The organism is Psychrobacter pocilloporae (genome assembly GCF_029872915.1).
In the GTDB taxonomy this organism is placed as follows: Bacteria; Pseudomonadota; Gammaproteobacteria; order Pseudomonadales; family Moraxellaceae; genus Psychrobacter; species Psychrobacter pacificensis.
Genome location: NZ_PGFT01000001.1, coordinates 2,924,658 through 2,938,991, shown reverse-complemented (window position 1 = coordinate 2,938,991; position 14,334 = coordinate 2,924,658). Strand labels below are relative to the sequence as shown.

General features: G+C 46.2%; 10 protein-coding genes. 6 read left to right on the top strand and 4 right to left on the bottom strand.

Annotation, left to right across the window (positions count from 1 at the left end; all coding sequences use genetic code 11):
* Nucleotides 1-7 precede the first annotated feature (7 nt).
* Nucleotides 8-1,303, bottom strand: a complete 1,296-nt coding sequence (locus tag CUR83_RS12555; protein ID WP_284719765.1) for an Lnb N-terminal periplasmic domain-containing protein — start codon at nucleotides 1,301-1,303, stop codon at nucleotides 8-10.
* Nucleotides 1,304-1,566: 263 nt separating this feature from the next.
* Here CUR83_RS12555 and CUR83_RS12550 point away from each other — a divergent pair, with 263 nt between their 5' ends.
* From CUR83_RS12550 to CUR83_RS12530, 5 genes are all read left to right on the top strand, one after another.
* Nucleotides 1,567-2,466, top strand: a complete 900-nt coding sequence (locus tag CUR83_RS12550) for a transporter associated domain-containing protein (protein ID WP_284719764.1) — start codon at nucleotides 1,567-1,569, stop codon at nucleotides 2,464-2,466.
* Nucleotides 2,467-2,754: 288 nt separating this feature from the next.
* Nucleotides 2,755-4,329, top strand: coding sequence for an apolipoprotein N-acyltransferase (lnt, locus tag CUR83_RS12545; RefSeq protein ID WP_284719763.1), 1,575 nt, complete (start codon nucleotides 2,755-2,757; stop codon nucleotides 4,327-4,329).
* A gap of 136 nt (nucleotides 4,330-4,465) precedes the next feature.
* Nucleotides 4,466-4,921, top strand: coding sequence for a hypothetical protein (locus tag CUR83_RS12540; RefSeq protein ID WP_240365528.1), 456 nt, complete (start codon nucleotides 4,466-4,468; stop codon nucleotides 4,919-4,921).
* Between the two features lie 355 nt (nucleotides 4,922-5,276).
* The gene (locus CUR83_RS12535) at nucleotides 5,277-6,779 is read left to right on the top strand and encodes a peptide MFS transporter (protein WP_425301330.1); all 1,503 of its coding nucleotides are present in this window, start codon (nucleotides 5,277-5,279) and stop codon (nucleotides 6,777-6,779) included.
* 272 nt (nucleotides 6,780-7,051) lie between these two features.
* Nucleotides 7,052-8,869, top strand: a complete 1,818-nt coding sequence (locus CUR83_RS12530) for an aminopeptidase P family protein (protein ID WP_284719761.1) — start codon at nucleotides 7,052-7,054, stop codon at nucleotides 8,867-8,869.
* 214 nt (nucleotides 8,870-9,083) lie between these two features.
* On the opposite strand, the gene CUR83_RS12525 is transcribed toward CUR83_RS12530, so the two are convergent.
* From CUR83_RS12525 to CUR83_RS12515, 3 genes are all read right to left on the bottom strand, one after another.
* The gene (locus CUR83_RS12525) at nucleotides 9,084-9,869 is read right to left on the bottom strand and encodes a hypothetical protein (RefSeq protein WP_284719760.1); all 786 of its coding nucleotides are present in this window, start codon (nucleotides 9,867-9,869) and stop codon (nucleotides 9,084-9,086) included.
* Nucleotides 9,870-10,037: 168 nt separating this feature from the next.
* Nucleotides 10,038-11,372 carry a beta-ketoacyl-ACP synthase II gene (fabF, locus tag CUR83_RS12520; RefSeq protein ID WP_093071290.1) on the bottom strand — a complete coding sequence of 445 codons (1,335 nt, stop codon included), beginning with the start codon at nucleotides 11,370-11,372 and terminating at the stop codon, nucleotides 10,038-10,040.
* Between the two features lie 153 nt (nucleotides 11,373-11,525).
* The gene (locus tag CUR83_RS12515; RefSeq protein ID WP_284719759.1) at nucleotides 11,526-12,917 is read right to left on the bottom strand and encodes an anhydro-N-acetylmuramic acid kinase; all 1,392 of its coding nucleotides are present in this window, start codon (nucleotides 12,915-12,917) and stop codon (nucleotides 11,526-11,528) included.
* A 143-nt stretch (nucleotides 12,918-13,060) separates the two neighbouring features.
* Between CUR83_RS12515 and tyrS the strand changes: the two genes are divergently transcribed.
* On the top strand, nucleotides 13,061-14,275 hold the full coding sequence (tyrS, locus tag CUR83_RS12510) for a tyrosine--tRNA ligase (RefSeq protein ID WP_284719758.1): 1,215 nt from the start codon (nucleotides 13,061-13,063) through the stop codon (nucleotides 14,273-14,275).
* Nucleotides 14,276-14,334: the final 59 nt, after the last annotated feature.

Sequence of the window (14,334 nt, the reverse complement as noted above, 5' to 3'; positions counted from 1 at the left end):
TATCGCGCTAATGAGATGCTTGAGCTGCTGATTTGGCTTTTGCTTCAGCACTAGCTTGAGAGCCGGCCAGTGGTGGTATCGGAATGTCTTGACGAATTTGCCGAGAGAACTCACGGCTATTGGCAATAGAGTACAGGTTGTTGAAGCCCATAGATTTTGGATTAATATGAGTGCGCTCATACCACGTATCCATCGACCAAGGCTGGTTTTGTTTTTCAGGCGCAGCATCCAGCATGCCGACATCATATAGATAGTTTGGTAGCCAACCAGAGACCCAAATTCGATAATCCCACGGCAGGCGATCACCACTGACGATACGCGCCATATAAAAGATAATATTAGTACAGTTACTCGTCAATGTGTTGTACCAAGCGGGTTTGGTATTGAGCTCATCCATTGCTGTTAGGTAAGATTCAAACAACGATCTCACCTCATGTTGCTGCAAATTGCTGATAGGAAACAGATAGACTTGCTCACCGCGCGCGTTGCTGCGCGTATAGATAATATCGCGCTCTTCGGCGGCAATCAGGCTCAGCTCATACCGTCTAAAAAATCCCGCCAGTGCCGAAAACGACTCGCCATTTTCTTTACGAATCTCAAATGAGAAGGCAAGTGGTCTATCGTCTTCAAAGCGAAAACTGACCAAAGTATGAGCAATCAGTGGCCCCATCCAATAAGAGTTGGTTACATCAACACCAGAGAGTTTAGATAAATCAATCGTGCGCGTCTCCCAATGCTCTGTGGCGTCCTCGTCTGTGCGCCAATCAAAATTACGGACATTGGTTAAGGTAATCAAATCAGGGTTGGTCGCATCGCGCTCATAAGCCACTTGCTGGTCGACCTCAGCCATCCAGTCGCGATCTTGCTGGGGTTCGATAGAAAAAAACCAGCCTAGACCTATGAGCCAAGTTGCTCCGTATAAGCCAATGAGGTATCTAATCGCTGTGTTTTTATGAATTGATTTTTTATTAGACAATGAGTCACTGAGAAGTATCTTTGTGACTGTATGCCAATAACGCATACTTAGCAGCGCAGCTAATATACCCACGATGATGAGTGTTGCAAGCCAAGTGAGTACAGAGCTTATCCCGTACTGATACCAAATCGCTAATAGCAACCATATTGCTGATAGCAATATTGTGATAGCGATCAAAAAAATAACAATACGATGTCGCCATGTCGGTCTTGGTGGTTTGTTATCTGCTGATCTGTTGTCCAAATCGCGACTGACAGAATGGCTATCTGCAAGCTGGCTGCGTGAACGCGATGATAATAAGCGGTAAAAAACGGAGCGTAGCGACATAAAGTTTGTTTTGATAAATAATGGCTTTGACCATAGCAAAGTTTATAACACACTGACAATACAATTTGAGTGAATTTGTCGTTGAATGTCGGTGAGGCTTGCGATAAAGTGAAGCTAAATTGTGCTGGTATGTCTGTTGTTTGCTACACAGATAATGATAAGCTCGCTGTTTTATTTGGCGCTTTTGTCCCCATCTAGGCTCTACTTATTTTATGAACGGTTATTCTAATTGCCATTAACTAAAGAGGTTAAATCACACCACCATGTCTGACGACACTCCCAGCCCGAGTAGTTGGTCGATGCGCGGCTTAAAACGCTGGCTATCGACCGCCCCCGAAACCCGTGATGAATTGATTCGTCTGGTACAAGACTCGCGCCAGTTTTTAGAGCCCGATACGGTCGATATGTTAGAAGGCGTGCTCGATCTGCCGGCGACACAAGTGCGCGAAATCATGACGCCAAGGCCGCAAGTGATTGGTCTGCACGAAAGCACCAGTCTCCCTGAAGTGATGGATATCATTCTTGATACGACGCACTCGCGCTATCCTGTGTTCGATAGCCAAGATGATGATGCGGTCATTGGTATCTTATTGGCAAAAGATTTGATTCCTATTCTGGTGCACATGGTACGCAACCAAGAAGACAAAATCGATAGCAAACGCCTCAAAGACTTGGTGCGCCAGCCATTATATATCAGTGAAACAGCTCGTTCAGATACTCTGCTGCGCTCATTGCAGCGCACGCAAGTGCATATGGCGATCGTCGTCGATGAGTTTGGCAACTTTGGTGGTGTCGTGACCATGGAAGACTTGTTAGAGGAGATCGTTGGTGACATCGTTGATGAGCATGATGACTTCGATGAAGACAGCGATATTAATAATATCGTCCCTGATCCTAAAAAGCCAAACACATGGCGTGTCCAAGCATCCACGGTGATTGAAGACTGTAATGAGGAGCTTGGCAGTCGTTTTGATGATACCGATGTCGATACGATGGGCGGTCTGGTCATGCAAGCGCTTGGCTTCGTTGGTGATTTAGAGGGTGAAAGCGTGGTGATAGATGATTGGCAAATCACCATCACTGATGTCGAAGGACGATTTATCCAAAATTTAGAAATCACTAAAACCAACCCTGATCAGCAGATACTGATAGGTAGCCATTAACCTTCTTATCATGACATGACGCAGCAACGGAGTATGAACTCAGTAATCAATCAAACTTATGAGTAAATTGAAAAACACGATGAACCATCGTGTTTTTTGCTTTCTGCCTTTTGTATTTTGGTATGAGACTTTCGCTACGCAAATTTACCCATTGATGGGTTTTGACTGGTATCATGGGTGGATTTTATTTATGGTCCTGCATAAAGCATTATGCAGTCAGTTTTTGCTTGGGTTTTGTCTCAGTGCTGAGCTGTAAAATTTTGAAAAATATGGTCTTGGATAACTGCTATGCGTCTGTCTACTGTTGATTTACAAAAACGCCTGAACCCTGAACAGCCAAAAGGCTTACATCTGGGACTGACGGTACTGATTGCTTTGCTGGCAGGGGCAGCTTTTATACTTGCGCTCGCGCCTTATGGTATTTGGCCCATCGCTTTGGTATCGCCTGCTATTTTGTATGCGTTGTTGATGCCGGAGATGACAGGTCGCCGCGCCTTTCTAATTGGTCAGGCATACGGTACGGGGCTTTGGTGTGTGGGTGCGTTTTGGCTGTACACATCTATTCATGTCTATGGTTCGACGCCCGTATGGCTTGCGCTGATTATGATTGCGCTGATGGGGCTTGGCATGGGGCTGTTCCATGGCTTTTTGGCGCTGATTTTTAATCGAGTGGTTGGCAAACAGCCATTATCTTTTGCTGCGCTTTGGGTACTCCAAGAGTGGATGAAAACGTGGCTATTCACAGGCTTTCCTTGGTTGTTTGTCGGTTACGCGTTTACGGAGCAGTATTGGTTGTCATCCTTGGCGCCTGTTGCAGGGGTGTTTGCGGTTTCTTTTGTGGCGGTATTATTGGGAGCCAGCTTCGTTGAGCTACTACGTCGCCGCGCAGGCTATATGATTCCGTCGATAGCTTTGCTGGTTGTTAGCTGCTCGCTATGGTTGATCAATCCGCAGTGGACCAAACCAAAAGGCACGCCTGATTTGTCAGTGTCTTTGATTCAAGGCAATATCCCGCAAGATCTAAAATGGCTTACTGAGTATCAAATAGAAACCCTAAAAATCTACGCAACGTTGACTCGCGATGAGTGGGGGCGTGACATTGTGTTGTGGCCTGAGTCATCGATTCCGATGTTTCAGACAGAGGCGGTCGGTTTTATCAATGAAATGGTCAAAATGGCCAAAGAGACGGACACGGCATGGGTGACGGGCATCCCTTATAAGGACGAAGCTGCGTTTGATGCCAGTAAAGATAAATATGCGCCGTTTTATAATAGTGTGGTAGCGCTAGGGGCTCAGGCAGATGGCTTGTATAAAAAACAGCGTCTGGTACCCTTTGGTGAATATATTCCGTTTGAAGGTGTGCTTGATATCCTGCCAAATCTGGCAGGTAGCCAAGACATCATGAGTTATAGCCGCGGTAGTGACCAACAGTCACCGCTACGAGTGCGCGGTCATAATTTGGGCGCTGCTATCTGCTATGAAGTGGCGTATCCAGATACCACGCGCAAAAACGCGATTGGCACAGACTTTTTATTGACCATCTCAAACGATGCGTGGTTCGGTACGTCGGCAGGCCCGCTACAGCATCTACAGATGGTACAGATGCGCGCGCTCGAAAATGGTCGCTGGTTTATGCGTGCGACCAACACGGGGGTGACAGCTATCATCGACCATAAAGGTCGCATCGTAGCGCGTGCTCCGCAGTTTGAGCGCACCGTACTACGCGGTAATATACAGGCGCGCGTTGGTAATACGCCGTTTATGCGTTTTGGCCAATATCCTATTTTGTTTATTATAGCGCTACTGCTGATACTGAGTTACTTGGGTAAGCGTCCTAAGAAGTTAGTACGTTTGGGTAAATAACTGTCATCAACGCTAAAAGCGAATAGTAAAATTGATGATAATAAACCCTTTAAATACTTAAGGGTTTTCACAAATCAGTATAAATTGCGATATAATAGGTCAATATTTCAAATATTTTGTGCAAGGTGGATAAGGTATGTCAGAAGGTATCGTCAATAACAATCCAAAAAAAGAGCTGTTATACACTCTAGGCGGCATTGCCTTATTCTTAGGCATTGTCTTACTTATTGGTATTTCTGCGTTTTTGCGTCCAGCAGGCGAGCACATCACGGCGACGCCAACGGAAGCATCAGAAGCGGCTGATGAGGCAGAAGCCATTGCTACCGAAGACGCTGCTGCCCCAGCTGAAGCAAATGCTGAAACAGCACCAGTAGATGCAGCAGCACCTGATACGGCTGCAGATGCAACCGTCACCCCAGCGACAGATGCAGATAGTGCAGTCGTCACTGCAGAAGCAGGTACAGCGACCGCTTCTGGTACAGTAAGCCAAGCGGCAGTTGCCGATGCTGATTTAACTGCTGAGCAAGCGGATGGTGATTTAGATGCTGGGGATGCTGGCACCGCCGCTGATGACACAGCAGTAGCGCAGTAATTTTTGACATTGCAATTGATAGTTTATATAGCAAAAAACGACTCTTAAATGAGTGGTTATCAAAGTCTCTACTAACAGTAATATCAATACGATAGGACTGCATTGAAGACCACAAAAAAGCTCGTTCTCAGTAATTGAGAGCGAGCTTTTTTGTGGGTGTTTGTGTAAGTTTTAGCCAACTTTTTCTTTACTTGGGTATAACCAAGTGAAACAATGTTCCGCCTATATGACCGCTTATCGGAATAATTAGGTATTTGGTCATTACCAAAATAACCTTTAAAGGAATAAAGTTGTGAGTACACAATCAAAATCAGAAGCTAGTGCGGCTGAGCTGCAAGCACTAGACAATGGCTTTATGGGTCATCCTGCGCCATTACGCTCGTTGTTTTTTACTGAGATGTGGGAACGTTTCTCTTACTATAGTATCCGTCCGCTACTCGTGCTATTTATGGTAGCAACAGTGAGTAGTGGTGGTTTTGGGTTTGATGAAGTCACGGCGTCTGCTATCTATGGTATTTTTGCTGGTTCATTATATTTAGCAGCCGTACCGGGCGGTTGGCTAGCAGATAACTGGCTGGGTCAAGAGCGTGCCCTGTGGTGGGGTAGTATTGTGATTGCCCTTGGTCACTTATGTATTGCGCTTTCTGCCATGTTTGGTATGACGCTGTTTTTCGTCGGTTTGATCTGTATCGTTTTGGGGTCAGGGCTATTTAAGACCTGTATCTCAGTGATGGTAGGGGCTTTGTATCCTAAAGGTGACGCTCGCCGTGATGGCGGTTTTACCTTATTTTATATGGGTATCAATATTGGCGCACTCTTGGCGGCGCTCATCGTTGGCGTATTCAAAGAAAAAGGCATGTGGCACGTCGGTTTTGGCGTTGGTGGTTTAGGGATGCTCGTATCCTTGCTTACCTACCGCTTTATCGCCCGCAAGAACTTGACGCGTTATGCGCAGGCCAAAGGTATCGATGCTGAATGGGAGCAATCCAATGATCGCTACAAAAACATTGGCCGTTGGGTAGGTGGTTTTGTGGCATTGTTGGTCGCTGCGGTGCTGTTAATCTCTACGGGTATGGTGTCATTCAATCCTGAGATGGTGGCGGAGTATATGACCTATATCATTGCAGCCGTCGTCATCCTTTACTTTGCCATTATGTTTATTTCACCGCGGTTGGATAAGACGGACAAACTGCGCTTGCTGATCTGCTTTATTTTAATCATTGGCTCGACGCTATTTTGGTCAAGTTTTGAGCAGCAGCCTACCTCTTTTAACTTATTTGCCGATCGTTATACGGATCTAAATGTTATGGGGTTTGAAATACCAAGCATTTGGTTTCAGTCGCTGAACCCACTATTTATCTTAATATTGGCACCGATCGTAAGTATCATTTGGGTCAAGCTGGGTAACCGAGGTCTTGAGCCGAGCAGCATGGCGAAATTTGCACTCGGTATGCTACTTGCCGCTGCTGGTTTTGCCTTGATGATTTTTGCCTCAAAAAGCATCTTAGCGCCTGGTGCTGGTTTAGCGTCGCCCTTATGGCTGGTAGGAAGTCTGCTGTTATTGACCCTTGGTGAGCTTGCGCTTAGCCCGGTAGGTCTGTCATCAATGACCAAGCTTGCACCAAAAGGCATGCAAGGTCAGATGATGGGGTTGTTCTTTGCTTCTATTGCGATGGGTAACTTGGTTGCGGCATTCTTTGGTGGTCATGTTTCAGCAGACAAAATCGAAGGTTTGCCGACTTTATTTACCACCATGACGATCTTCTTGGTAGTCTCTGCCGTGATACTGTTGGTATTGGCCAAACCTATCAATAATATGCTGCAAAAAAGCGAGCACGCTGACGAGGTAAGCCAATAAAGACAGATAACTGGTGTATGCAAATCCTCTATCATGCCCTTAGAATCAGTCCATAACTCATGATAAGACGTGTTACCATAACTGGCAGCACGTTTTATTATTTCAATCAGTGAGATATTTTTTAGGCTATTGAAAGCCTACATTCTGCCCAAACATCTAGTTATGTTCTACTGCAATACTATCAAGCAGCATCTAATAAGACGACTATTCATAGTTGCTACTCACCTCTCGATTTCTAAATAATTTATCTAAAATAAATAAGGACACATTCAATGAATAAACAAATCATCCAAGCGCGTATCGATACGCTACGCAAAACACTAGTGGCTCAAGATCTCACGGCGATTATCGTGCCCTCTGCCGATCCACATCTGTCTGAGTATTTGCCAGAGTATTGGCAAACCCGTCAGTGGCTATCAGGATTTACGGGTTCAGTAGGGACGCTTGTCGTGACTGCTGATTTTGCTGGTCTATGGACGGATAGCCGTTATTGGGTACATGCCGCTGAGCAGCTAGAGGGTACGGGTATCACGTTGGAGAAGCTGGCACCTGGTCAACCAAATCATATCGACTGGCTGGCCGATCATTTGCAAGAAGGAGATAGCGTGGCAGTTGATGGTAATGTGCTCTCTATCGCTGAGCAAGATCGACTATTGAGTGCATTTGATGCCAATGATATTACCTTGATCACTGAACGTGATGTATTGACGAGCGTTTGGACAGATCGTCCAGCACTGCCAAATGCTAAGTTGTATGCACATGATGAGCAGTTTCTTGCGCAGTCTGCGACTGCAAAACTTGCGGCAGTACGCGCAGGCATGGCAAAAGTAGGTGCGACCCATCATTTACTTTCAAGCTTAGACGATATCGCTTGGCTGACGAACTTGCGCGGCGCTGACGTTGATTATAACCCAGTGTTCTTAGCACATATGCTGATTGATACAGACAGCGCAACGTTATTTGTTGATACCGATAAAGTGAGCGAAGATATTGTACAAAGTCTAAAAGATAGCGGTATCACATTGGCTGATTACTCTGCTGTACAGGATGCATTAAGCTCATTAACACCAGAAGATTTATTACTGTTAGACCCAAATAAAGTTGCCGTTGGGACACTCTCCAAAATGGCAGACGATATTGGCTTTGTTGAGCAAATGGCACCGAGTACACTGCTCAAATCTGTCAAGTCTGACTCAGATATCGATCATGTGCGTGAGGCAATGCGTCAAGACGGTGCGGCTTTAGCTGAATTCTTTTCTGAGTTTGAGCAGCGTCTAGCAGCAGGCGAGCGCCTGAGTGAGCTGGATGTGGATAGTATGCTGATAGAGGTACGTAGCCGTCAGCCGCATTATGTATCGCCAAGCTTTCCAACTATCGCGGGTTTCAATGAAAATGGGGCATTACCGCATTACCGCGCAACGCCAGAGCAGTTTAGCTATCTTGATGTGGCTGAGGGTGAAGGTGGTTTACTACTCATTGACTCAGGTGCTCAGTACCAAAACGGTACGACAGATATCACTCGCGTGGTCGGTATTGGCCAAGTTACCGCTGAGCACAAACGTGACTTTACGACCGTACTCAAAGCCCATATTGCGCTCGCTCGTGCTCACTTCCCTGATGGTATTGCCTCCCCATTGATTGATGCGATTTGCCGCGCACCATTGTGGCAAGCTCAGATGGACTATGGTCATGGTACTGGTCACGGTGTTGGTTATTTCTTAAACGTGCATGAAGGCCCGCAAGTCATTGCTTATAGCGCCAGCACACCAAAAGAGCGTGCGATGAAAGTCGGTATGATTTCAAGTAATGAGCCAGGTTTGTATCGCGAGGGCAAATGGGGTATCCGTATCGAAAACTTGGTTGTGAATACACCAGTTCCTAGCCCTACTGAGACAGAATTTGGTCAATTCTTACACTTCGAAACCATCACTTATTGCCCAATCGACACGCGTCTGATCGAGCCATCATTACTGGATCAAACCGAGATCGATTGGCTCAATGACTACCATAGCCAAGTGTATGCTGAGCTGAATGATCGAGTGGAAGGCGCTGCCCTTGAGTGGTTGACTGAACGTACCAAAGCCATCTAGTACCTAGCTCAAGTAATATAATGAGTGGTGTCAAATTCGCTTAGTCTACTGGATCTAGTACCTACGCTTGTTTGCCTTGTTACTTACGTTTTTGAAAGTGGTATAAAACAAGGTCAATAATTTTCAAGCAAACATTAAAAAGCCCCGTAAATAATTTACGGGGCTTTTTAATGTTTGTGCTGCAAGGTTTTTTAGAAAATAGAAATTATTGCCGTTAATGAATGTTTTTTGCAGAGGCATTTTCAGTGGTAGCTGACGTATTTTGCTCGCTGAAATGCTGAGTCATCTCGGCACGTAGCCAAGATTTTAGGTTTTCAGACATCAGCATCATTTGCTCACTCAAGTAGTCGTCGATTTGGTTTTCAAGCTCACGAATCAGTGTCCGATCCGTCGCATCCAGCTCACTGTCTTCTAGTACCAAGTTGATCGTGGTATTGGCATTGTCTGGTATATTCTTGATGGGTTTATCACTCAGGGTAGCATCCTGTTTGCTAATCGTCTGACTGTCAGTGCTGTTGTTATTCTCACCACTTGCTGCGCCCGTGCTGACTTTCTCAGTTTTTAGATGATCCACCGCATCGTCTACAGCCTCTTGTTCGGTTAGATTGTCTTTTTTATTATGGGTTTTATTTGCAGCCAGCTCCTCATTTTTTTCTTGTTCTTTTTGAGCTGCTTCTGCTTTGCGCGCCGTCTCTTCGGCCTCTTTCTTCTGGGCTTCTTCCAACTGCTGCTTTTCAGCCGCCGCGCGTTCTTGTTCTTGTTTGTCTATGATTGCCTTAGCGATGGCTTGCTCGGCATTATAGTTGTCATACAGCTCATCCACATACGCATCCAAATCATGTGTATCGAACTCAAAGCTCTCAAATACAGTCTCTGCTTGTAGTAGGGTGGTGATGTCTTTTAGCTCTTGGGTAATGGCTGCGCGTACGGTCTCAGGTGCACACGTCCAGCGCTGATAAAACTGATGGGAAAATGAGTAGCTTGACATGGTATCTTCCATAAATGTTCCAAAAATTACCCCTTATCATACGCAAGTACGATAAGGGGCTGCAAGTGGACAAACGTAGCCAAACTGACACCAACGTTACAACATGGCAAAGTAGCGAAGCGACAAAGTGAGCATACGATAAAGCGGTATCGTATCGCACGATAGGCTTTTGGCTATGAGTTATTGATTGACAGGCCAGCGTGCAAATATCAAGGATCCATTGGTACCGCCAAAGCCGAAGCTGTTGGATACAGCATATTGCAGGTTATCGACCTTACGTGATTGGTTGGCCACATAGTCGAGATTGCAGTTGTCCTCAACCTCTTCTAGGTTAATCGTCGGTGGTACGTGCTGATGCTGTAGGGCAAGCACCGTAAATATGGCTTCTACGCCGCCCGCTGCACCAAGTAGGTGTCCTGTCATAGATTTGGTTGAGCTCACCAAAATGCTGTCTTTCACTGGCGAAAATACTGTTTCGATAGCAATTGATTCAGCGACATCACCTGCAGGGGTACTGGTACCGTGCGCATTGACGTAACCGACGCTTGCGGGTTCAATCCCAGCATCATTGAGGGCATTGTGCATGGCTTTTGCAGCGCCGCTACCATCTTCTGGTGGTGCGGTAATATGACTTGCGTCATCGCTCATGCCAAACCCGACCAGCTCTGCCAGTATGGTGGCACCGCGCGCTTTGGCGTGAGCAAGACTTTCTAAGACGACCATGCCAGCACCGTCACCCAGTACAAAACCGTCACGGCCTTTATCAAACGGACGTGATGCTTTGGTTGGCTCGTCGTTACGTGTGGAGAGGGCATGCATGGCACTAAAACCCGCTATACCAAGTGGGCTTGAGCCTTTTTCACTACCGCCAGCCAACATGACATCGGCATCACCGTAGGCGATCAAACGCGCTGCCAAACCCATGGCATGAGTCGCAGTGGTACAAGCCGTTGAGGTCGCAAGATTTGGACCTTTTAAGTTGTGTTTAATCGCGACCAATCCCGCTGCCATATTGACAATAGAGCCTGGAATGATAAAGGGTGAGACTTTGGCTGCGCCTTTTTCACGTAGGGTATCTCGGCTGTTTTCGATGGTTTGGATACCACCAATACCTGAACCCAAGATAATACCAAAGCGATCTTGGTCAACCCCTTGTACGGGTGCATCAGCGGCACTGACTTCATCGATAAACCCAGCATTCTTCAATGCCATAGAAGACGCTGCAATCCCATAATGTATAAACTCATCATAGCGGCGCGCATCTTTGGCGCTCATGTACTGCTTGGCATCGAAGTCTTTGATCACACCTGCGATTTGTGCGCGGTAGCCAGTCGCATCAAAATGGGTGATCGGTGAGATACCGCTGTCGCCATTGAGCAATTTGGTCCATGAGCTATCCACGTCTAGACCAAGCGGCGTAATGGCACCCATACCAGTCACCACCACACGCATATCATCAGAGCGCTCATAATGAGGCGGTTTTTGACGCGATTTGTATACAGGAGCTGCGGTCATATTATTTGTGTCATCATTGGTGGCTTGGTCGATAGGTGAAGTGCTGTGTTGGCTCATGCGATATGTCCTATACTTACGGGTCCTAAGAGGATGGCGTTTTTAAAGTTATTATAAAACACATTGGTGCACGTATGTAAACTAAAATCTAACTGGTCAGGCAAAGCAAACTTGCCCCAATACCACGCCTTTATTGGCACCAGTTACAGCGGGTAGATTACCAGTTTCACCCATCAATGTTTGTCTGGCTAACCATGCAAAAGCGACTGCCTCTACCCATGTTGGTGCCAGCCCTAAATGATCTGTGGTCATCACTGTAGAGTGGGGTAGATGGGCTTGCAGACGCGTCATCAGATAATCGTTCAAAGCACCGCCACCGCAGACAGACACCGAGCTATTTTTATCAGTAGTTATAAAATTATTGATCTGCGCGCTTGCACTGATGGCAGTTAGCTCAGTCAAAGTGGCTTGTACATCTGCAGATGAGTAGCGGGTATAGACAGAAGCCTGATCGAATGTTTGTAGCTCATCTTGTAGCCAAGCTAAGTTGAAAACTTCGCGCCCCGTGCTTTTTGGATGAGGCTGAGTAAAGAACGGATGTGCCAACAGCTGCTCGAGTAGTGGCTCGATAATTTTCCCAGACTGCGCCCAAGCACCGCTCGCATCATAGCTATTATCATTATGCAATGCTGTCCACGCATCCAATAGTAAGTTTGCAGGTCCCGTATCGTAGCCAACAACCTGATCTTTTCCATCAGCAGGCAAGACGGTTATATTAGCAATACCACCCAAATTTAATATCACGCGTGTATTATCGGATGTGCCAAACAGTGCTTGGTGGAAGGCAGGTACCAAAGGCGCACCTTGACCACCAACTGCCATGTCACGGCGGCGAAAATCACTGACAACGCTAATACCAGTACGCTCAGCGATGATATTGGCATCGACCAATTGCAAGCTAAAACCCATCTGCGGACGATGGCGTACCGTTTGCCCATGACAGCCAATCGCCAGTACTGATTCAGCATCGATATCTGCTTGCTGTAATAAGGTATTGACTACTTCGCTGGCAAATTCCGCATATTCGCGGCTTGCCCAACCAAACCAGTCAAGCTCGCTAGTTGGCTCATCGGCCTCTGGTACGAGTTGATTCACACCATTGGGCTGACATAATGCCAGTAGGACCTCACGCAATCGTGGTGGAAAATCTTGACTATACGTCGCCAGCAGCTGCATTGGTGGTTGGCTGCTGCCTTCATCACTGATGCTTTCTTTGTTGGTAGTTTCTTTATCGCCCATGTCATGATTAAACTGACAAATAACCGCATCCATCCCGTCCAAACTGGTGCCTGACATCATGCCGATATATAAACCATCATCGAAGCTTTCAAACACCGTTTGCTCAAGCGCGTCGGTCAGTGTGGCATAGTTCGAATTATCATCGGTCAAATCATCAATATCGTCTGAGCCATTACCCAAACCATTATTCATAAGTAAGTCGGCGATAGCATTGTGTTCAGTGTCAGCAATGGATGCGGGGTTGGTCATGGCAATTTACCTTAAAAAACGCTAGTATATCCGTCAAATTCTAGCATTTTTTCTAACCCTTTGAGCTTCTAAACGTCATAAGGGGTTGCGCCAGTAACCAATATTCCTAAAAATCCCAATTCAAGCGATATATAGAGAGCATCATGACCGATCAAACCTACACCCTAGAAGAACAACTGGCCCTAATTCAGCGCGGTACGCAAGAGATATTATCTGAAGACGACTTAGTGGCTAAGCTAAAGCTCAACCGTCCGCTACGTATCAAGGCAGGCTTTGATCCTACCGCGCCTGATTTGCATTTAGGTCATACGGTACTGATCAATAAACTCAAGCATTTTCAAGATTTGGGTCATGAGATTTATTTTCTAATCGGTGACTACACCGCTAAAATTGGTGACCCTTCTGGTAAAAATAGCACGCGTCCGCCATTGACTGATGAGCAAATCAAAGCCAATGCTACGACCTACGCTGAGCAAGTATTCAAAATCTTGGACAAAGAAAAAACCCGCGTGGTCTTCAACTCTGAGTGGTTCAGTGACATGAGCGCCGCTGATATGATTCAGCTTGCGAGCCAGCAGACGGTCTCGCGTATGCTTGAGCGCGATGACTTCTCGAAACGTTACGCATCGCAAACACCTATCTCAATTCATGAGTTTCTCTACCCATTGGTACAAGGCTATGATTCTATCGCCCTAAAAGCGGATGTTGAGCTAGGTGGTACAGATCAGACCTTTAACTTATTGATGGGTCGTACGTTGCAAGGCCGTTATGGTCAAGAGCCGCAAGTGTGTATTACGGTGCCGATCTTAGAAGGTTTGGACGGTGTCAATAAAATGTCTAAGTCGCTCGGCAACTATGTTGCTATCTATGATGCACCAGGCACCATGTACCAAAAAATTCTGTCGATGCCAGATACCTTAATCCAACGCTATTTTGAGTTTTTGAGCTTTAAGCCAATGGACGAAATCGAAGGCTTGATGGCGGAAATGGAAGCTGGTCGTAATCCACAAGAAATCAAACGTATCCTAGCCGAAGAATTGATTGAGCGTTTCCATGATGCGGATGCCGCTGCCAACGCGCATAAATCAGCGGGCAATGTCCTAGCAGATGGTGAGTTGCCCGTTGATTTGCCAGAAGTGACATTGACGCTTGAAGAGGGTCAAGAGGCCTTGTTTATCACACAGATATTAAACCAAGCAGGTTTAGCAAAAAATAGTGCAGCGGCAAAAGACATGATCAAGCGTAATGCAGTCAAAGTCGATGGTGAGGTGGTCAATGCTGGCTTTAGCTTAACCTCAGGTCAAACAGTTGTGATTCAAGCTGGCAAGAAAGCCTATGCGAAAGTGACGATTGGTTAGATAACCTATAAGAATGACTAAAGGTGGGGTCGACAGTAATTGTCGACCTTTTTTATGAA